The sequence below is a fragment of the Spiroplasma endosymbiont of Panzeria rudis genome (genome assembly GCF_964019705.1).
In the GTDB taxonomy this organism is placed as follows: Bacteria; Bacillota_I; Bacilli_A; order Mycoplasmatales; family VBWQ01; genus Spiroplasma_E; species Spiroplasma_E ixodetis_A.
In genome coordinates, this window is record NZ_OZ026460.1 from 1,290,862 (window position 1) to 1,311,723 (window position 20,862).

Here is a 20,862-nt window from a genome sequence, read left to right on the forward strand (position 1 = left end):
TTGATAAGTTAGAGTAACTATATTTTTACTTATAAAACTTCATTTTTTGCAAAATTCATTAATTAATTATCATTCTTTAACAAATAACTTAATATAATTTATAAAAATAATATTATGAATAAAATATTATATTGTTGACAATAAAAAAGATTGCGGTTGCAATCTTTTTTTAAATAAGAAAAATATTATAATGAACACGAAGGTGAAGAATTATATCTAGTAATTAATGGTTCACTATCATTTACTTCATTTTGAAAATTATTAATTTTTTTTAACTTTTTAGCTATTTTAACTTGTTTATTAAGTTCTTTTTCTTCTAATTTTTGATTTTTTGCTTTTAAATTTTTTAATTTATTTTCTGCGTCTTGCAGTTTATCTTCTCTTTTTTTAATTTTATTTTTACTTTTTACAATTTTATCACTAAGTGTTCCTAATAAAGGACTATTTTTTTTATTAATTTTTCTTTGACGTTGTGCATCTTTAAGATTCATTCGTACTAGTTTATCTTTTTGCAGTTTAGTTATTAACTTATAAATTTTGACACTTATTGCAACAGCAATTGCTCCTCCAATAACTATTGGTACAGCATAAAGTAAAAAGTCTAATCCTTCAAATAAATCACTAAAAAATGATTCTATCCCTTGTCAACCTTTTTCAAAAAAATTTCCTACGTCTTTTGTAAAATCCTCAAATCCTTTTGAAATATCTTCTCAAATGCCACTAATATCTGAGCCAATATCATCTACACCTTTACCAATTTCTTCTAATCCTTTACCAATATCATTTCCAATATCTTCTATACCTCTTCCAATATCTTCTACACCCGAACCAATATCTGATATAACACCTTCTACACCTTTACCAATATCATTTCCAATATCTTCTATACCTTTAGCAATATCATCTAATCATCCAAACATAATTTTTCTACCTTTCCTTTAACCTAAACTTGGTCTTAATGTTGTTTTATCACTATTATTTATATTTGTTTCTAAACTATTAGCACCTAATACTATTTTATTATTAAACTGATTAATATTGGGATTTAATTCAGACAATGGTTCTCTATTACATTTATTATTTAGTTTTTCTAAATGATCATCTAACATTTTTAATTCAATTTTTAATTTTTTGTTTTCTACTTCTTTTTCAACCAGTCCCACTTCAAATGTTTTTCTTTCATAATCATATTGTGCTTTTTGACTTGCTAATTTTGATTTGAAACATTCCATTTGTTCTTCTTTAAATATTTCATTTTTTTGTTTACTTTCTTTTTTTGCTTTATTAGTTTCTAGTTTTCTATCAGCAATAGAAGCGACAACAGCAGTTGATGCTGTTGCTGCTAGTGCTCCTATTACAGGAACACCTGTTAATAGTAATCCTCGACCAACTGCAACAGGTCCTATAATAGGCATATTTTTTTTAAATTGTTTTTTAACATTATTTGCAATTTTCTTTGGTGATGGTATTCCGCTAGACTTCTTTACTTTTTCATTATCATTAATTTCTAATTCAGATGATGAAGACACATTTGAATTCAATCTTTTAAAATTAGGCATTTTTTATTTCTCTCTTTCTAATCTATAAAATATTTTTTTAAAGTCTTGTTACTGATTCAGTACGTAAAAGGGGTGTTGCATTAGTTTCTAAATTATTAGCAACTGATAGCATATCATTATTAAAATTATTAATGTTTGGATTTAATTCAGATAATGGTTGTCTATTAGAACGATTATTTAGATTTTCTTGTTCTTCTCTTTTTTGATTTTTTTTAACTTCCTTTTTTGTTTTATTATTTCTTATTTTGTTTTTAATAGCAGCGCTTGCAACAACAGCAGAACCTGTTGCTGCAAATACTGCTGCTGCACTACCACCTGTTAATATTGTTGTTGTTGCAACAATGGGAGGAACTATAAAAAATTAAGTTTTTTTAACTGTTTTACCAACATTTTTTGTAACATTGGATAGGTTACACTTTATTGGACACTAATTACGTAGACAAGTGAACAAATTAGTTAAAAGAAAGGAACTATAATTATGGCCAATATTAACTCATATACCGATGAATTTAAAAAACAAATAGTAGCTTTATATCAAAGCGGTAAGTCAGTGTCTTGTCTTGCTAAAGAGTACAATGTTACAAGAGCAGCTACTTATAATTGAATTAAGCAATTTACTAATTCAGGCAGTTTTAAAACTAAAGATAATCGTTCTATTGAAGAAAATGAATTAATTAAATTAAGAAAAGAATTAAAACAGTTACGAATGGAAAATGATATTTTAAAGCAAGCAGCACTAATAATAGGCAGAAAATAGAAATTATTGCTAAAAATAAAGTTAAATATAAAATTCGCACAATGTGTCGTTTTTTAAAACTTTCTAAATCAACATATTATTTTAATTTAAAGGAAAAAGAAAAAAAACAAAATAATATTTATGATGAAGCTGTTATTAGTGCTTTTAAAGAAAATAAAGAAGTTTATGGAACAAGAAGATTAAAAGTTGTTCTAAAAGAAAAGAATATTTATTTGTCACGCAGAAAAATTAAAGAAATTATGAATAAACATAATTTAATATCAAAATACACTAAATTATCATTCAAAAATCATCATAATAAAGTCAACGATAGTCAAATAACCAATATCGTTAATAGAAACTTTAATAATAGGCTTAAAAATGAAGTTATTGTTAGTGATTTAACTTATGTTCAAGTTAATGGTAAATGAAACTATATTTGCCTATTAATTGACCTATTTAACCGCGAAATTATTGGACATAGTGTAGGTACTAAAAAAGATGCATCATTAGTACATCAAGCATTTATGCACTCAAATCGTTGTTTAAAAGATATTCAAATATTTCATAGTGATCGCGGTAATGAATTTAATAATAAAATTATTGATAAACTTTTACTAGCATTCAATATTAATCGCTCTTTAAGCAAAAAAGGTTGTCCTTATGATAACGCTGTTGCTGAAGCAACTTTTAAAACTTTCAAAATTGAATTTATTAATGATAAAAATTTTACATCATTAATCCAATTAAAATTAGAATTATTTGATTACATCAACTGATATAACAACATAAGAATTCACAGCACTTTAAACTACTTAACTCCAGTTAATTATCAAAAATAAATGTCTACCAAAAAATAGTCCTAAAAAGGGTTGCCATTCCAAATTCCATGATTTACAGAACAACAAATTGCATCATTTACAAAAGAACAAATTGTATCATTTACAGAACAACAAATCTCATATTTTGCACCATTATGATCAGAAATCTTATTTAAAAAATATATTAATGATGAAAAATCATGAAAAGAAATCAATGTTAAAAATAGAATTAATGATGAAAAATCATGAGAAGAAATCAATGTTAAAAATAGAAGTATTTCAAAATTTATATAAAAAAATTAAATTGGAAATGTTTAGTAATCTGTGTAACTTACAAAAATAACTATGTTTAATTAATTCTAGTAAATATAATTAAATGACTAGAAAGAGTGAGTTACAGATGGCTAAAAAAGATAACTTTAATAATAATGATCCAATATCAAAAGCAGTAGATTTATTACTAGAAAATACTGAAGATTTAACAACAGTTTTTAAACCTGGCGGTTTATATAAAGAATTAACAAAAAGATTAGTTGAAAAAATGTTGAATTCTGAAATGCAAAATTATTTAGGATATGAAAAAAATCAACATAGTACTACTGAAAATGCTCGTAATGGTACAAGTTCAAAAAAATTAATAACTCAACAAGGTAAAATTGAAATTGATGTACCAAGAGATCGCAATAGTAATTTTACTCCTGTAATAGTTCCTAAAAGGCAAAGAAGATTTGATGGTTTTGATCAACAAGTTCTTTCCTTGTATGCAAAAGGAATGACATTATCTGACATTAGAATGCAGTTGCAAGAGTTATATCATGGTGCTGATATTAGTGAAAGTGTTATTAGTCAAATTACTGATGATGTTATTGATGATGTTAAAGCATGACAAAATCGACCATTAGAAAGTATTTATCCTATTGTTTATTTTGATTGTATAGTAGTTAAAGTACGACAAGATAAACGGATTATTAACAAATCAGTTTATATAGCATTAGGAGTTGATTTAGAAGGCAAAAAAGATGTTTTAGGATTATGAATTAGTGAAAATGAAGGTTCTAAGTTTTGATTATCTAATTTCACAGAAATGAAAAATCGTGGCTTAAATGATATTCTTATTGCTTGTAGTGATAATTTAACAGGCATGTCAGAAGCAATACAATCAGTTTATCCTAAAACAGAACATCAATTATGCATTGTTCATCAAATTAGAAATAGTTTAAAATATGTTTCATACAAACATCGAAAAGGTCTAGTTGCAGATTTAAAACCAATTTATAGTGCATGTAGTGAAGAACAAGCAATGCAAGCTTTAGAATCGTTTGAAAGTAAATGAAATAAACAATATCCTCAAATTACTAAATCTTGATATAAAAATTGAGATAATTTAATGGTTTTTATTAGTTATCCAGTAGAAATCAAAAGAGTGATTTATACTACAAATGCTATTGAATCTGTTAATAGTCAATTACGAAAAATCATCAGAAATAAAAAAGTTTTTCCTAATGATATGGCAGTTTTCAAAATATTTTACTTGGCAATTGAAAATATAACAAAAAAATGAACATTGCCTATTCAAAATTGAAATACAGCAATTGCTCATTTTATGATAAAATTTGAAGACAGAATTAATCTAAATTAGTAACTTTGTAAAACAAAGATACACAGATTATTAAAAAGCCTCATTAAATTATTATTTTTTTTCCTTATTAATTTTAAATTCCAGATAATTAAATTATCTGGAAAATTGCATTATTTATAAGTTTAAAACTTTTGATTATATATTATTTGTAAATGCTATCTTTTGTTCAGAAAGTACTAGACCAACTGATACTTCTTGATTTATTGATTCAACATCTGCTATTTGTAATACATTATTAGAATTTCCTATCAAACAATCTGAATTTATTGAATTTAATGTTATATCTAAAATATTAGATATTTCTTTTACCATTTTATATACAAAATCATTTTCTTTAAGAAATTCGCTAGTTTGTTGCGTTTCATAATCACTTATTTTTATATTTTGCTGTTTTTTATTTAAATCAAGAAATTCATTAAATTCAAAAAATAAATGTTTTAACTCTTGTAATTGATCTTTTTGTTGATAAATTTTTTCATATAATAAATCTAAATTTTTAATATAATTTTTAATATTATTATTTTGTACTCTAACTTTTATAAACATAAATTTATAATCTTTTTTATTTTTTTGTTCAAAATTATTAACTATTTTTTTACATATTTTTTGATTTAAATTATATTTTTTTTGATAATCATACATTAATGGAATAAACTTTTTAGGAATTTTAATTAACGTTCTAAAATCAATTAAAAACAAAAGATTTTGCGAACTATCATTTTCATTAGTACATAATAAAGCAAATTTTTTGTTTTCATTAAAAAGAAAATTCTTTTTACTATTTTTTGCCATTTTATTTTGTAATTTTTTAAAAATCATTTGTTCTTCTTCATTACAATCTTCAAATAATAGTAATGGATTAAAATAAAGGTTTTTTGCTATTTTTTGATTCTTCCCTTCATTTAAACTATCATCTTTAATAAAAATTAGATAAGAATATGGACCTTTATATTCTTGTAAAAAATTATAATAATTAAGAGTCATTTTTACTATTGATCCTGATTCTAATTTTAATTCTTCAAAATCAAATAATTTGCATTTACCATTATTTTCATTATTGATATCAATAGTGATATCACTAGAAGTTGATGGTTGTAATTCTTGTTGAGCATTACTTTCTTTATAGTTATTAAACTGTTTTATACTTTTTAAAAGTTCACCATATTTATTTTCTCCAAAAAAAGTAGTAAAATTCTTGATAATAATTTTAAGTGCAGCATCATAATCAGCAACTATTGATATAGAATTTTCAATTTTAGAGTTTTTAATAAAAAAATATTCACCTAAAAATTTATCTACTTGTTCTTTTAATGTAATGAAAAAATTAAAATCTTCTTTTATTTTTTCATGAAAAGTTTTAAATTCATTAAATAAATTAATAATATCATTACTCTTTTTGGTTATATTCAATTTATTTTCAGTAAAACAACTATTCATTTTATTATTAATTTCATTTAATTTATCCCTTATTTCTTTTATATTTTTTTCAATTTTATCTTTAATTTTTTTTATATCAATTTCTAACTTTAATTGTTCTTGCGTTAATACTATTATTTCTTTTTCTTGGCTTTTAATACTAATTTCATTTTCTAAAATTTGTTTTTTATAACTTGAAATTTTTGTTTCTAAAATTTGAATTCTTTCTTTTGCATTTTTAACTTTATTATTATAATCGATTCATAATGCATCTCAATGCTTTTGTATGTTTGCATCACTTGAATTAACTTCAATTAAAGCTGATACTACTTCAACATATTTTATTTTTGTTCTCATAGTAGCTTGGAAATCTTCAATATTTTTTTGAGTTTCTTGAAAAGTATCTTTATCTATCTTTGCGCTTTTTTCTTTAAACTCTTCTTTATCTTTTTGCAAAGCTTTAATTTCTTTTCTTATTTTTTTTAATTCTTTTTGATCTTTTGCTATTTTTTCATCCAATGTTTGATTTCTAAGTTGATTATTAGTCCTACTTTTTGTTAAATCTTCAATATGACTTTTTAAGTTTTTTAAATCATCTTCTTTATAAGATAAATCCTTTTCATATTTACTATTCTCTAATTCTTCTTCTGATAAAATATCTTGATATCTTTGTTTATAATTACGTTGTTCCTCAACACTTTCATTTATGAAAAATGTGAATTCTTTTTTAAAAATTTCTAAATTTTCTTTAAATTTTCTAATTTTATTTTCAATATCACCTATTGAAACATTTGTTGTCGCTATCTCTAGAATAATTTTAAACCTCTCTTTCTTTTCTTTCAAAAATAAAAAACCACTTGCTTTAAAACTAAAGCAATGGCCAAACACTTTTATTTTTGTAATTACATTTTATAGAAATTATAATTATAGTTAAGGAATATACTTACTTATACTATTGAATATAATAAAGAAATTTTTATCTTTGATTCTTATTATTTTTAATGTTAAAATTATTCAAATTAAATATGTAAAATGCCTTTTATATATAAAATTATTAATAAGCAAAGTACGAAAAATTTATAGATTACATTTTATAAATAAAATAATATAAAATAATATTAGAAGGATATGGGCAAACAGATAGGGTTGATTTTTATGAACGCAAAAGAATTAATTGCAAGAGTATCAGATAAAACTAAATTTAACATTCAAGATATTGAAATAGTTTTTAATTGTGTAATTGAAGAAATTAAAAATATTAACCAACTAGGTAAAGTAATTACTATTTCTAATTTTGGTACTTTTAAAATCAAAAAAGTAAAACCTTGTTTACGACGAAATAGTAAAAATAATGGACAACACGTAGTTAGCAAATACAAATATATTAAATTTATACCTTATAAAAAATACAAAAAATATATTCGTTGTAAACCAAAACCAACAATACTAAATAACATCGACTATTAAAATGTATGACCTAAAATGTGAGGAAAACTAATGAAACAAAGTAGTATTAATAGAATAAAATTAAGACAAAAAGTTAATATAAATTCAATTGAAATGTTTAAAGCATGCTTGCAATATAATTCTCAATCTCAACCGAAAGTTAAAATTGAATTAGCAAAATGGCCAATGTATTTTGAATATTGAGAATACCTAGAAAAACATGAAAATATAATTCCTTTTTCAATTAAAACATCAATTGACAATTTAACATTATACGGTAATCTTTTAAAAAGTCCCCTTAAAAATGAAAATAATAATAAAACAATAATTTTATTACACGGAATAACTAATACAAGATTTTGAATATTTAAACAGGCTTTCATTTTTTTACGTGCTGGCTATAATGTTATTTGATATGATGCTCGTAACCATGGTGAAAGTGATGCATCACCAACAACTTTTGGTTTAAAAGAATCACAAGATTTACAAGACATTATTGAATACTGTTGTAAAACATATAAGCAAGAAACTACTGCTTTAGGATTATATGGTTTTTCATTAGGTGGCGCAACAGTAGTAATGTGAAGCGATTTATATGCAAAACATAAAATTAATCAAAAAGTAAAATTCATTATTTCTGATTGTACATTTAGTCGCTTAGATCGTACGTATAGTGAAAAACTATACAATTATGCTTTCTTACCTACTAATTTAATGCTGAAATTAAGTCGGAAAAAAGCACAAAAAACATTTGGTGTCGATGGTTTACAAGAAATACAACCAATTAAATATTTAAAATTAATACCTGATATGCCAATGTTATTTCTTCATGGTCAAAATGATCACTTTATTAACTACACTAATGCTAACGAATTATTTCAAGAAAAAATTCGATATGAAATACCAAAAAAAAGTTCATTATACACTATCCTTGATGCTAACCACGGTCAAAGTTTTTTAATTGGTGATTTAGACCACACAGTTGTTAATGAATATAATTTAGTAACTGATAAAGGTATAAGTGACACTACTTTAGAATTTGTTCAAAAATGAATCAATACTTAAGATAAACACTATTAATTGATATTTTTATTAAATATATATTATAATTAATGAGAGTGGAGCGATGATAAAAATGAAAATTAAAGTTATTATTATTGGTGCTGGCGCGACTGGGATGGGAGTTGCGAGTAAATTATTACGTAGTGAAAAAAATAGTGATAAAAATTTTGATATCCATGTTTATCAAGAAAAAAACTATATTTCACTTGGTGCTTGTGGTATTCCTTATTATATTGCTAATGAATTTAAAGATAAAAAACTTTTAAATGATCGTACAAAAAAAGATTTTTCAGAAAAAACTAATAATAAAAATAAAATTAAAATTCATTTAAATCAAAATGTTATTAAAGTCGATACAGCAAAACAAGAAATTCATGTCAAAAAAATAACAGACGATAAAACTAAAGCAAAAGTTGTATCTTATCATGCCTTAGTTATTGCAACAGGAGCCAAACCAAAAATTCCGCCACCTTTTAGTCATGGTATTTTGCCACATAATGTTTATAATGTTTTTACTAAAGAAGATGCCATAAATCTAAAAAAAGCAATGAAAAATGCTAAAAAAATAGTTATTATTGGCGGTGGATTCATTGGCATGGAAATGGCAGAAGCATGCTTAAAACAAAAAAAATGTCACAATCGTTGAAATGAAAGATCGATTAATGGCATACGCTGTTGATAAAGAATTTAGCCAATTAATTTATGATGAACTAACCAAAAAAAATATTAATCATAAAACTAAATCAAAAAACGATGCCACTATTTTACTAAACTATCAAGTTGAAGAACTAATGATGACTCATAATAATGTTAATGATTTGCGTTTAAGAAGTGTAAGTGATAAAAAAAATGGAAAAACAATACCTTGTGACTTAGTAATACTAGCAGTTGGTTTTGAACCAAATACGAATTTTTTACAAAATAGCAACATTGAATTAAATAAAAATAAAGCAATTATTATTAACGAATTCTGTCAAATTCCTTCTAAAGAAAATGTTACAAAAAAGTTTTCAAATATGTATAGTGGTGGTGATTGTGCACAAATATATAGTCAATTTGATAAATCATCAATATATGTTCCCTTGGCAACTAATGCTAATAAAATGGCACGTATTATTGCTGATAATATTAAAAACCCAGAACATAAATATCCAGGAACTTTAGGATCAAGTATTTTACGTGTTGGTAATTTAGAAATAACAAAAACTGGTAGTTTTGATACGATTGATAAAAATAAAATTGGTAGTGTTTATATTAAAGATTATGATCTACCAAGATACTTAAAACAATCTCGTCCTTTATACTTGAAACTATTTTATGATAAAACAAATTTCCAATTACTGGCAGCACAAATGGCAGGCTATAATCATGCCACATTAAGAATTAATGCTCTTGCTACTGCCATTTGAAATAAAATGGACATCCGTGATTTACAAAATTTAGATTTAGTTTATTCACCTCCTTTTGCTCGTACTAGTGATATTATTCATATAGCAAGCAGAAAAGTAACATCGTCATAACCTATAAAAAATAAAAAGAATGAGGTAGCAACTATGACAACTCTTAGTAATGACAATATTAACTTATTAAGAGACTTTGTTGGTATTTCACACTGACAAAGTCTAATCGGGATAATTGTCTTTTTTAGTATTATCCTAGCACTTTCTATTTTTATTAAAAAAACTAAACCTAAATTTCCAATTCGTATTTTTACTGGAATGGGATTAGGACTAATTTTTGGTATTATTATCCAAGTTATTACTGGTTTTAATAATCATAACATTACTTATCCTAACTTACCTGGAACACCAATAAAACCTAATCCTGACTATATACCCTGAGTTGCAGAAATTGTACACTGAATTGAATTATTAAAAACTATTTTTATTATTGGTATTACTATGTTAACTATTCCATTAGTATTTTTAGCTATTGCTAGAATTACTAGTAAAAAAAATAGTAACTCAAAAACAATAACTAAAGTTTCAGGAGTTGGTATTACTATTTTATTAATAAATGTGGCTATTGCTTTTACTATTGCCTTTGGACTAGGAATTGCTTTTAAAATTGGCCAAGGTTTTAATTTAACTGATGGTGGTAGTTACGATAAAACTACCACCAAAACAATTCCCGAAATTATCATTAGTTACGTTCCTAGCAGCTTAATTGGTGTTTTTACTCAAACATTAATTATTCCAATCATTGTCCTTGGTGCTTTAATTGGATTTGCAATTAAAAAACTAACTAAGCATAATGAAGAACGAATGGACAAAGCAAGAAACACTTTAGAAACAATGTGTCGTTTTTTAAAACTATGCCATTTGCTGTTATGAGTATGCTAGCAACAGCAATTATTAATCAACCAATTGGTGCACTTGCTAATATTGGCATTATTATTGGAGTCGCTTATTTAGCACTACTTATTACTTTCTTATGACATTTATTATCATTATATTTATTTGGTATTAATCCTTATCGTTGATTATTAAAAGCACAGAAACCAATTATTGCTGGTTTTACAACTCAGTCTTCTAATGCCGCTTTATCAATTGCTATGAATACCTTAAAAGAAGATTTAAAAGTGAAAGAAGAGGGTAGTGATACAGTATAATGCCACTTTCAACAACAATAGGTTTAAGTGGCTGTGCTGGAGTGCAAGCTGGCATTATTTTATCTTTCTTATGATTTAGTGTTATCCTTCCTGGTAATTTCCCCAACTGAACAATTGCTATTTTATTTATTAATGGCTTAATTGTAACATTAGTTGCTTCATTAGGAATTGCGGGAGTACCAGGAACTGCTGCTGTTGTAACAGCTGGTGTTTTAGGTGGTCTTGGTTTTGGTAGCTATTATGCTGCTGTTTATGGTATTATTGGTGCTTTAGATGGTTTATTTGATATGGGCAGAACTGCAGTTAATATTTCTGGTGGTTTACAAGCTACTGTTATTGCTTCTCGCAATCAAGAATTAATTGAAGATGAAAAACTTTTATTAAAAAAATACCCTTTTATGGGTTTACACATTTTAACAAAGAAAGTTGGAGCCAAATTGTTAATTAGATCTGAAAAAAATGATAAGATTCAAGCATTAAAAAAAGATACTAAAGTTAAAATTGAAGCATTAAAAAAAGTAAAAAATAGTGAGAATGATATTAAATTTTTAAAAGAGCAGTTAAAAAAAGATATTAAAACAATTAAAAGTGGTAAAGATATCTAATTTCCAATTATTATCTAAATAAATTTTTAGTAATCTATTTCATAAAGATATCACAAAACTAAATATATAGTAGAAATTAAGTGAGGAAAATAACTAATTTTTTGATATGGACTAATAAAAATTAATTGATGCGCTAATACATTTCTACCTTCAATAATACCTTTTATTAAAGGACTCTTACCAAATCTTAATGTATAATCATTATACTTTGATTAAAATCATTTTTTTCTTTATACATACTTCTAATTGACTTAGTAAGATATTCATTTTTTTGAATTTTCTTTAAACTATCTGTAACATTTGCAATTGCCTGCTGTTTATCTGATGTTACTGGTTTAGTTTTCTCTGCAAAATAATTTTGCATATAAATATCTGAAATATTTGTTTGTTTAGTTATATCAATAATTATTGAACTTTGATAACTTTTATCATTAAAACTACTAATTATTTTTACACTTTATTTTAGAAATTTTTTGTCATTCTTATTTATTGCCGTGAATAATATTATATAATGGTATTTAAGTTTTATTTTATATAATTTATATGAAGGTAAATGAATTTAAAGGAGAAAAATAAAATGAAAAATTTATTAAAATTATTATCAATTTTAGCAATATCAACACCAATACCATTAACTGTAGTTGCTTGCGATACACCAGACTCAAAAAAAAGATACAAAAATTGATATTTCAACAAAAATTCCTAATAATATAAATTTAGATACATTAAAATTTAAAAAAAATATAAAATCTGAATTTTTAAATAAATTACAAGCAAAATTAGTAGCAATATCAGGTTTAAAAACTATTACAAGTGATGACTATGATGTTTATATAAAAATTTTTGAAAAATATTTTTACTTTAAAGATTTATACTTTATTGATATTTTTAAACCAAATGATTTTTTAACTTTAAATTTAAATATTAAAATTGTTGCTAAAAATGGAGCCAAATTTAAAGGAGAAAAAAATAATATTACAATTAGTTATTGCTTATTACAATGATGAAATGATTTAAACGAAATTACTAATATTGATAGTCCAAGTCAAATTGAGGCTATTTACCCAAATGCTATTACAAAAGAAGAAATAGAAAATGCATTAGATTCAATCATCAATAATTCTGTACAAAAAATATGTTATGGCGATATTGTCATCAAAAACCTTGATTATGTATATGATATAATAGATGAAGATTGTATTAATAGAATTACTACTATTGATTTATCAACTACTAGTAAGATAGTCAAAGTTAAAATTACTGCTCAATGAAATTCAATTGATTTTGTTGGAATGACTAATTTAATATCTGTCACTTTACCAAAAGCTATTAAAATTATTAACTAATGTAAATTTTAAATCAAACATGAAAGAAGTCTATTGAAAATACACAAAATTTAATAACATATAGTTGCTATCCAATATATAATTTTAACCCATTACTTTTATGCCAAAGTAAATGGGTTAATTGTTTAAAAAGGGTAATTAAAATAGAAACAATTCAACAACATATTTAGTTTAATTTCAAAAATATAAAATTTCCATTCTATTAGAGTGTTTTATAATTTAATTATAAAATAAAATCAAAATTTTTTTCAAAAACTATTATGCTGTTAATAAAAAATTACTTATTTTTTCAAAAACAACATTCATATTTAATTTCTTAGGTTTAAAAGAACCATTATCATTAATTTTCATAAACATTTCTTTATACCACAAAGAAAGTTGTTCATAAAAATCTTTATTTATTTTATCTTTATTTTTAATTGTCATCATCATAATTTCATATCAATTTAAATTACATTTATATGGTTGAAAACCTTTTAAATCTCATTGTATACAACATTCAATAATTAAAAAATCAGGAGTTGCAACAAATTCAAAATCATTGTATTTAGTATAACATTTAAATAATGAATTAACATAATGATTTCGTTTTTTCATTTCTAATTCTCATTTACATAAAAGTAAATTAAAATAGTTGCGTTCCAAGTCTAAAAATGGTTGCATTGCCATATTTGTAATTTTTTTATTTAAACAATGATCATACATAAGTAGTTCTTTACGCAATGCAGTTAAACTCATATCTGGTGTATAACTAAATAATTCATACGGAATAATTCTCATTATTAATTTTCCATTCTATATTATTTAACTTTTACTTTATTTTGTTCTTTTTTAATTAATTTATTAACTAAAAGTCTAATTCCTTTATACACTTCTAATAATCACATTGGTATTGTTGATAAAGCAATACAAAGTAATCAATCAACTGCCCGAAAACCAGCACCAATACCAAAAGCATTGCTAACAACAGGTGTAAAAATAATAAAAGTATTAATAGCAAAAGCACTAATCGCCGCAACTCAAATATATTTATTTTTTCAAGTAATCTTATTAAAAATACTTGTATTAGCACCTGAAACAAAAGAAAATGCATAAAAAACAGGAGCATTAGTCATTATAACAAAAACAAAAACAAAACCTTCACTATTATTTTCACGTAAAATTTGAGGTAAAAAATGAAAAGCTAATAGTAATAAGGTACTTAATATTATACTAACAATACCAATAAATCCTCAACTACCAGTAAGAATTCTATCATTCCGTTTCGTTGGTTTTCTAAGCATTAAATCAGGGTTATTAGGTCCCATTGACATTGGAATTGCAATAACAGATTCAACAATTAAATTAATTCATAAAATTTGAATTGGTTGCAATAATTCATTTCATCCAAAAATAGCACCAATAACAATTGAAAATACTTGGGCCATATTAGTAATTAAAATAAAAATAACAATTCTTTTAATTTTACTGTAAATATTGCGTCCTTCTTCAATAGCATCAACAATAGTAGCAAAATTATCATCAGTTAATACTATTTGTGAAGATTCTTTAGCAACATCAGTTCCCGTAATACCCATCGCTACTCCAATATCTGCCGCTTTTAAACTAGGAGCATCATTAACACCATCACCAGTCATCGAAACAACCTTATTATGACTCTGCAATGCTTTAACAATCTTAACTTTATGTTTAGGAGAAACACGAGCAAAAACTCGATATTGATTAATATTAGCATTAAATGATTCTTCTGGAATATCATCAATCGTATTACCACTAAGTGCTTGTGTTTTATTTTCAATCAAACCTAATTCTTGACCAATAGCAACAGCAGTATTTAAATGATCACCAGTAATCATAATTGTATCAATACCTGCTTTTTTAGTTTTAACTAAAGAATCTTTAACTTCGTTTCTTGGTGGATCAATCATTCCAACTAATCCTAAAAAAGTTAAATTACTTTCAATTTCACTAATATTACTATAATCTTTCGTATTATTAACAGTTTTATAACTTGCTCCCAAAACACGTAATGCTGAATTTGACATTTCTTCCATACTTGCAATTATTTCTTTTTTAATTTGTGCAGTTAATACTACCCTTTCGTTATTAATAAGCGCATGAGTACAAATATTAATCATATTATCAACCGCACCTTTAACAAAAACATAAGTTTCTTTATCGTATTCATTAATTGTTGACATTAATTTACGATTGCAATCAAAAGGTATTTCATGAACTCGAGTATGTTTATCACTAAGTGCCTTTGTTGGAAACTTTAATGTTTCTGATCAATTAATAAGTGCTGCTTCCGTTGGATCACCAATAGTTTTATTTTTACTAACTTCACTATTATTACATAATACTAAACAATCTAAAAATAATTGTTCTTGCTTAGTTTTCTTTTTAAAGTCATTACTATCATTAACTGATTTTGTTAAATAATATTTTTTAACAGTCATTTTATTTTGTGTTAAAGTTCCGGTTTTATCAGAACAAATAATATCAACTTGACCTAATGTTTCAACAGCAGGTAAATGTTTAACAATAGCATGTTTTTTTGCCATTCTTGAACTTCCCAGTGATAATGAAACGGTAACAATAACTTGCAAACCTTCAGGTATTACTGCTATTGTTAAAGCAATTCCAAAAATTAAAGCATTAATAGCAGGTACTTTAATTAAGAAAAATTGTAATAAAAACATAGCTAAACCTAATAATAAAGCAAAAACCGAAATTATTCTAATTAAAAAAGACATTTGTCGCGTTAATGGTGATTTAGGTTCTTTTTCTTCTTGTAATAACTTAGTTATTTTTCCAATTTCAGAAGTTTTTGCTGTTGCATAAACTAAACCAAGACCACTACCTGTCGCAATAGAAGTAGACATAAAAGCAAGATTAGTTCTTTCACCAATTGATAATTTTTCTTCAGTTAATGCTTCAGTAGTTTTACTAATTAAGGTTGATTCACCAGTTAAAAGTGATTCATTAGTACGTAAATTATAAGACTGAATAATACGCAGATCAGCAGGTACAAACATTCCCGCATCTAAATAAACCAAATCACCTACCACTAAATCTTTAGCATCAATATCGTATTTATTACCATTACGAATTACTACTGCTTGTGAAGAAACTAATTTCTTTAAAGAGTCCAAAGAAGCTGCAGCTTTTACTTCTTGATAAGTAGCCAAAGTAGCATCAACAATTACAATTAAAAAAACAACTAATGCTTCTTGTCATTGACCAATAACAGTAGCAATAATTGCTAATGCAATTAATACTAAAACAAATGGTTCAATAAAATGTGCTAAAACTATTTTTCAAATTGGTTTTTTTTTCGTAACTGGTAATTGATTAGGTCCTGTTTCTATTAGCAATTGAGCTGCGGCTTCTTCAGTTAAACCTGTAACAAAATTAGTATTTAATTTTTTTGCTAATTCCTTAGTTGAATCATTTCAAATCACAATTATTTAACCCCCTTTTTAATTTAATCCATCATAATTCCTTTTCAAAATTTTTTATCATTAGATTGTGGCCCTAAAGCAGTTTGTGGTAATTTTTGGATTTTTAACATCTCTTCTTCTGTTAGTTGAAAACCCCCAATATCGGGATTACTAATAATTCGCTCTGGATTAGTTGATTTAGGAATAACTACTTGACCCAATTGTCAAGCTCATCTTAAAGCAATGTGACTAGTAGTAACCTTGTATTTATTTGCTAATTCTTGTAATAATGGTATTTCATCTGCTCTACCACCTAGCATTGTTCTTCATGAAGTAACAGCAATATTATTCTCGTAACAAAATCTATTGTGTTTTTTTGATTAAAACCAGGATGTGTTTCAATTTGATTAATTGCTGGTTTTATTTTTATTTTTTTAAAAAATCTTTCAATTGTGAACTATTAAAATTTGAAACACCAATTGCCCTAACTTTACCATATTCATAAAATTCTTCTAAGGCTCTTCAACATTCAAAACTTTGTTTAGTTGGTCAATGAATTAAACATAAATCTAAATAATCTAGTTTTAAACGATTCAGGATACCACGCAAAGCATCTTTAGTAAGTTCATATTCATGATTGTCATTTCAAATTTTAGAAGTAATAAATAAATCTTCCCTTTTAACTTCTGGATTTTCTGCTAAAAAATCTTTAATTGCATTACCAATTATCTCCTCATTTTTATAATATTCTGCAGTATCAATATGACGATAACCATTTTGCAAAGCACAAATTACTGAATTATAAATAGATTTACTATCAACCATTAAATATGTACCTAATCCAAATTGAGGAATTTTGACACCATTATTTAAAGTTATCGTTTTTTGTAAAATTTGTTCTTTTGTAAGTTTTAACATTTGTGTAATATCCTTTCAAACAAAATATTAATTATAACCCGCTGTAAAACGTTTTTTAATAAATTTTTGTTCTTTAATCTCATTAATAATAGCAATTGCAGCATCACCATAACTAATTTCACTTTTTCCTTCTTTATTAACAATTAAGTGATTGTTACCAATTTTAAATTTGCCTAAAGTTGGTAATTCTGGGTCATAGTATAAAGAAGGGCTAAAATATGTTCAATTAATGTCACTGCTACGATAAGTATCTAATGCTTGAACTTGTTGTTGTGCATGCTCTTTTCATGCTTCAGGAAATGCAATTGTTTCTACTAATATTTCATTCTTATCATTTAACAAACTACCAGCACCACCAACAATTAATAACCTTTTAATATTTTGACATTCATGCATGATAGTAATTAAGTTTTTAGCAACTTGCTGATGAATATTTTGGGGATTATCAATAGTAGGGCCGTAAGCACTAATTAAAATATCAACATCATTAACAACCGCTTTAATACTACTTTTATTAGTAAGATCAGCTTTTTTAATGGTCAATCGATTATCATTATTAAGAATTGGCATTTTAATAGGATTTCTAGTAATGGCAACAACTTGATATCCCTGTTTTAAAGCTTCTTTAGTTAAGGCAAGTCCTGATTTTCCTGATGCTCCAATAATTCCAATTTTCATAGTTAGTACTCCTTTTCAAACTTAATTTTAACGAAGAGTCAACAATATACTATAGTAATTATAACATAAGTACACCTTATATTAGGTATTAGTTTGGGTGTTAGTAAATCATAAAATTATGATTTTAATTTATAATATTGCTACTTTTACTTATAATTTTACAATTATATATAATAATTTAATTACAAAAATATTTTTAAAAAAGATAAAAAAATGATATTATTAATAATAATTTATTAAATATTCATTACTAATATAGATATTTTTATCTATATTAGTTTTTTTAATTTTATTAAATTATTTTAAAAAAAATAAAGATAAATATTGAAATTTAAAATTTACTATATGTTTATTTTTAAAATAAAGTCTTTATTCAAAAAACAAAAAGATGAAGGAGAAAATATGTTATTTAAAGAAAATACAGAAAATTCAAATGTTACATTTTGTATTAAAAATCCTACTGTAAAATATGAATTTCAATTACATCAAGATAATAACCCATTAGAAATTGAAACACTAGAAAAAGTAACAGTAACTTGTCATCGCGGTGATTATATTATTACAGGAGTTATTGGTGAACATTGAGTTGTTAACCAAAAAAAATTTAAAACTACTTATATTCCAGTTATTAATAATATAAGTAAGGGGGAAGCTTGAGCAAATCCCGATTCTAAAATAAAAATAGTTAATCTTAATAAAGATAATAAAAGCGGAGAATTATCACTACCTTGGGGTCCAAATGGTACTAAAAAAGAAGTAAAATATACTAAAGAAGATGTTTTAATTTGAGATGAAGATGGATATTGATATCCTTGCAAAAAATTAGTGTTTGAAAATACTTATTTAATTAGTCAATCTAAAACAGAACTTGAAAAACAATTTCAAAATTTACTTAAATTAACAAATAATAATGATAATTTAGAAACTCAAGATGTAAGTTCAAATAGTGAAACAAGATTGAATGTTAATGAAATTAATAATTTAATGCCTTTATCAACAAATACAACAATATATAATTCACAAATACCAAAAAATTTGAACTAAAAAAATAAAATGTAATAAAAAATATTAATTATTTAAATTAATATTTTTTATTTTCTTAATATTTATCACAAAAAGTATAAAGTAATGATAAGATTGCAGCACCAATTAAAACATCATTTTGATTATGATTTGCTACTTGCGTAGTAAAACTAGGTAATAAACAAATATTATTAAAAAAAATTGATCAATAATTCTTCCAATATTATTATTTGTTAATGAAAATTGTTCTTTTAATATTTTACAATAATCATTATTATTTTTAATTAGTATTGAAGTTTTTTTAGTAGCACCAACATCAAGATGTAAACCTTTTTTATATAAAGGTAAATTTAAAACTTGATCATTATTTCAAATATCATATAAATCAAAAATTTTATGTTTTTGAAAAAAATAACTAACTTTATTTTTGAATTTACTTTCATCATTATGATAACTCAAATAGTTTTTTAACATTAATATTTCAGTTCTGGCACCAAGTAAAATCAAAGATTTAATGTTATATTTTAATAACTTATTAGTTAAAAATTTAAAAAACTGTTGTTGATGTTTAACAAGTTTTAAATCTTCATTTAAAATATTTGGTTGTGGAATAACAGTTTTAACGAATAAATGTAACTTTTTATTTTGTAAATTACTAACACTTAAATCTTCTTTTTTATTAATAATTAATAATGCAATTGAAAAAATTTTTTCAAAATCATGAGCATACGAATTGTTCTTTTTTTTATGTAATAAATTACGAAAAGTCTCAAAATCAAAAATAAGAATTGGATATTCAATCTTATCTAAAAATTTACCAATAATATTTAATTCAATATCTAAGTTATTTATTTTTAATTTTTCCATTGCAATACCTTTTCTAATACATTTATTTGATAAGCGTACTGATTTCACTAACTTCATTTTTAATAATTTTAGTTTTTGATGGATAACCATAACCAGCAGACACTAAAATTGTAACATGATACTTATTAGGTTCAATAATCTTATTTGATTCTAAGTAAGTTAATAATTGTTGTTCATTAAAACCACCTAATACAACATTATCAATTTCATGAGCAGTTAATAATAATAAAAGGTTTTGTAATAAAATAAAAGTTTGACATTGTGCCCAATGATTTATTTGTGTTTTTTTGTCATGATCAAAGAAATTATTAAATGTTGATTTATAAATTTCGTATTGTGGTTTTGTTAAATTACGTCTTTTCATAACAGTATCAACAAATCATTGATTACTAGTATTGAAATTTTCACCACTATAACTTAATAAAATAAATAAATGTGAACAAGTACTAACTTGTTGTTGATTATTTATGATTGGTTGCAATTGTGCTTTAATTTTAGAATTACTAATAACTAAAATTTTTCATGGTTCTAAACCATATGAAGATGGGGTATGACGCACATAGTTAAGAATATCGTTAATTTTACTATCACTAATAACTTTACTAGGATCATAATTACGAATTGATTTACGATTTAAAATTAGACTTTCCAGTTCTTTAACATAAGGCATTGATTTGTCATCTCTTTTCTAT

The 20,862-nt window shown here is 24.4% G+C and carries 24 protein-coding genes; 13 read left to right on the forward strand and 11 right to left on the reverse strand.

Going from position 1 to position 20,862, the window contains the following annotated elements; translation table 4 throughout:
• Nucleotides 1-185: 185 nt before the first annotated feature.
• Both AACK89_RS07190 and AACK89_RS07195 read right to left on the reverse strand, forming a co-directional pair.
• Nucleotides 186-920, reverse strand: a complete 735-nt coding sequence (locus tag AACK89_RS07190; protein WP_338978308.1) for a hypothetical protein — start codon at nt 918-920, stop codon at nt 186-188.
• Between the two features lie 18 nt (nt 921-938).
• Nucleotides 939-1,559 carry a hypothetical protein gene (locus tag AACK89_RS07195; RefSeq protein ID WP_338978310.1) on the reverse strand — a complete coding sequence of 207 codons (621 nt, stop codon included), beginning with the start codon at nt 1,557-1,559 and terminating at the stop codon, nt 939-941.
• A gap of 131 nt (nt 1,560-1,690) precedes the next feature.
• Here AACK89_RS07195 and AACK89_RS07200 point away from each other — a divergent pair, with 131 nt between their 5' ends.
• The 4 genes from AACK89_RS07200 to AACK89_RS07215 all read left to right on the forward strand — a co-directional run bounded on the left by AACK89_RS07200 (nt 1,691) and on the right by AACK89_RS07215 (nt 4,755).
• Nucleotides 1,691-1,924: a hypothetical protein gene (locus AACK89_RS07200; protein ID WP_338978313.1), complete on the forward strand. Its 234-nt coding sequence runs from the start codon at nt 1,691-1,693 to the stop codon at nt 1,922-1,924.
• Nucleotides 1,925-2,037: 113 nt separating this feature from the next.
• A protein-coding gene (locus AACK89_RS07205) for an IS3 family transposase (RefSeq protein ID WP_338977768.1) occupies nt 2,038-3,137 on the forward strand; the annotation gives its coding sequence in 2 pieces (ribosomal slippage) (nt 2,038-2,281 and nt 2,281-3,137; 1,101 coding nt in all).
• 30 nt (nt 3,138-3,167) lie between these two features.
• Nucleotides 3,168-3,410: a hypothetical protein gene (locus AACK89_RS07210; RefSeq protein WP_338978315.1), complete on the forward strand. Its 243-nt coding sequence runs from the start codon at nt 3,168-3,170 to the stop codon at nt 3,408-3,410.
• Between the two features lie 106 nt (nt 3,411-3,516).
• Complete coding sequence (locus AACK89_RS07215; protein ID WP_281749630.1) at nt 3,517-4,755, forward strand: IS256 family transposase; 1,239 nt, start codon at nt 3,517-3,519, stop codon at nt 4,753-4,755.
• A 135-nt stretch (nt 4,756-4,890) separates the two neighbouring features.
• Here AACK89_RS07215 and AACK89_RS07220 read toward each other — a convergent pair whose 3' ends face one another.
• Nucleotides 4,891-7,014 carry a hypothetical protein gene (locus AACK89_RS07220; protein ID WP_338978317.1) on the reverse strand — a complete coding sequence of 708 codons (2,124 nt, stop codon included), beginning with the start codon at nt 7,012-7,014 and terminating at the stop codon, nt 4,891-4,893.
• 312 nt (nt 7,015-7,326) lie between these two features.
• Between AACK89_RS07220 and AACK89_RS07225 the strand changes: the two genes are divergently transcribed.
• From AACK89_RS07225 to AACK89_RS07250, 7 genes are all read left to right on the forward strand, one after another.
• Nucleotides 7,327-7,638, forward strand: a complete 312-nt coding sequence (locus tag AACK89_RS07225) for an HU family DNA-binding protein (protein WP_338975615.1) — start codon at nt 7,327-7,329, stop codon at nt 7,636-7,638.
• Nucleotides 7,639-7,668: 30 nt separating this feature from the next.
• The gene (locus AACK89_RS07230) at nt 7,669-8,682 is read left to right on the forward strand and encodes an alpha/beta hydrolase (RefSeq protein ID WP_338974433.1); all 1,014 of its coding nucleotides are present in this window, start codon (nt 7,669-7,671) and stop codon (nt 8,680-8,682) included.
• Nucleotides 8,683-8,752: 70 nt separating this feature from the next.
• The gene (locus AACK89_RS07235; protein ID WP_338978319.1) at nt 8,753-9,361 is read left to right on the forward strand and encodes an FAD-dependent oxidoreductase; all 609 of its coding nucleotides are present in this window, start codon (nt 8,753-8,755) and stop codon (nt 9,359-9,361) included.
• On the forward strand, nt 9,327-10,199 hold the full coding sequence (locus AACK89_RS07240) for an FAD-dependent oxidoreductase (protein WP_338978322.1): 873 nt from the start codon (nt 9,327-9,329) through the stop codon (nt 10,197-10,199). The genes AACK89_RS07235 and AACK89_RS07240 overlap by 35 nt, the downstream gene beginning before the upstream one ends.
• Before the next feature lie 33 nt (nt 10,200-10,232).
• Nucleotides 10,233-11,021, forward strand: a complete 789-nt coding sequence (locus AACK89_RS07705) for a cation:dicarboxylate symporter family transporter (RefSeq protein ID WP_422397449.1) — start codon at nt 10,233-10,235, stop codon at nt 11,019-11,021.
• Nucleotides 10,976-11,290, forward strand: coding sequence for a cation:dicarboxylate symporter family transporter (locus AACK89_RS07710; protein WP_422397450.1), 315 nt, complete (start codon nt 10,976-10,978; stop codon nt 11,288-11,290). The genes AACK89_RS07705 and AACK89_RS07710 overlap by 46 nt, the downstream gene beginning before the upstream one ends.
• Nucleotides 11,290-11,895 carry a cation:dicarboxylate symporter family transporter gene (locus tag AACK89_RS07250; protein WP_338978325.1) on the forward strand — a complete coding sequence of 202 codons (606 nt, stop codon included), beginning with the start codon at nt 11,290-11,292 and terminating at the stop codon, nt 11,893-11,895. The genes AACK89_RS07710 and AACK89_RS07250 overlap by 1 nt, the downstream gene beginning before the upstream one ends.
• 187 nt (nt 11,896-12,082) lie before the next feature.
• On the opposite strand, the gene AACK89_RS07255 is transcribed toward AACK89_RS07250, so the two are convergent.
• Nucleotides 12,083-12,259 (reverse strand): hypothetical protein, encoded by a 177-nt coding sequence (locus AACK89_RS07255; RefSeq protein WP_338975618.1) that lies wholly within the window; start codon nt 12,257-12,259, stop codon nt 12,083-12,085.
• Nucleotides 12,260-12,536: 277 nt separating this feature from the next.
• Between AACK89_RS07255 and AACK89_RS07260 the strand changes: the two genes are divergently transcribed.
• A complete protein-coding gene (locus tag AACK89_RS07260) occupies nt 12,537-13,241 on the forward strand; it encodes a hypothetical protein (protein ID WP_338978327.1) in 705 nt (234 codons plus the stop codon).
• A 258-nt stretch (nt 13,242-13,499) separates the two neighbouring features.
• On the opposite strand, the gene AACK89_RS07265 is transcribed toward AACK89_RS07260, so the two are convergent.
• The 5 genes from AACK89_RS07265 to AACK89_RS07285 all read right to left on the reverse strand — a co-directional run bounded on the left by AACK89_RS07265 (nt 13,500) and on the right by AACK89_RS07285 (nt 18,280).
• Complete coding sequence (locus AACK89_RS07265; protein WP_281748805.1) at nt 13,500-14,021, reverse strand: hypothetical protein; 522 nt, start codon at nt 14,019-14,021, stop codon at nt 13,500-13,502.
• Nucleotides 14,022-14,041: 20 nt separating this feature from the next.
• Nucleotides 14,042-16,705 carry a cation-translocating P-type ATPase gene (locus AACK89_RS07270; protein ID WP_338978330.1) on the reverse strand — a complete coding sequence of 888 codons (2,664 nt, stop codon included), beginning with the start codon at nt 16,703-16,705 and terminating at the stop codon, nt 14,042-14,044.
• A 23-nt stretch (nt 16,706-16,728) separates the two neighbouring features.
• On the reverse strand, nt 16,729-17,004 hold the full coding sequence (locus AACK89_RS07275; RefSeq protein WP_338978331.1) for an aldo/keto reductase: 276 nt from the start codon (nt 17,002-17,004) through the stop codon (nt 16,729-16,731).
• A gap of 106 nt (nt 17,005-17,110) precedes the next feature.
• Entirely contained in the window at nt 17,111-17,602 is a 492-nt protein-coding gene (locus AACK89_RS07280) for an aldo/keto reductase (protein WP_338978333.1), read from the reverse strand.
• Nucleotides 17,603-17,629: 27 nt separating this feature from the next.
• The gene (locus AACK89_RS07285; RefSeq protein WP_338978335.1) at nt 17,630-18,280 is read right to left on the reverse strand and encodes an NAD(P)-dependent oxidoreductase; all 651 of its coding nucleotides are present in this window, start codon (nt 18,278-18,280) and stop codon (nt 17,630-17,632) included.
• Between the two features lie 402 nt (nt 18,281-18,682).
• Here AACK89_RS07285 and AACK89_RS07290 point away from each other — a divergent pair, with 402 nt between their 5' ends.
• Nucleotides 18,683-19,324 (forward strand): PGDYG domain-containing protein, encoded by a 642-nt coding sequence (locus AACK89_RS07290; protein ID WP_338978337.1) that lies wholly within the window; start codon nt 18,683-18,685, stop codon nt 19,322-19,324.
• 132 nt (nt 19,325-19,456) lie between these two features.
• Here AACK89_RS07290 and AACK89_RS07295 read toward each other — a convergent pair whose 3' ends face one another.
• Together AACK89_RS07295 and AACK89_RS07300 are read right to left on the reverse strand one after the other, a co-directional pair.
• A complete protein-coding gene (locus AACK89_RS07295) occupies nt 19,457-20,218 on the reverse strand; it encodes a hypothetical protein (protein WP_338978340.1) in 762 nt (253 codons plus the stop codon).
• Nucleotides 20,193-20,840 (reverse strand): nitroreductase family protein, encoded by a 648-nt coding sequence (locus AACK89_RS07300; RefSeq protein WP_338961659.1) that lies wholly within the window; start codon nt 20,838-20,840, stop codon nt 20,193-20,195. The genes AACK89_RS07295 and AACK89_RS07300 overlap by 26 nt, the downstream gene beginning before the upstream one ends.
• Nucleotides 20,841-20,862 lie beyond the last annotated feature (22 nt).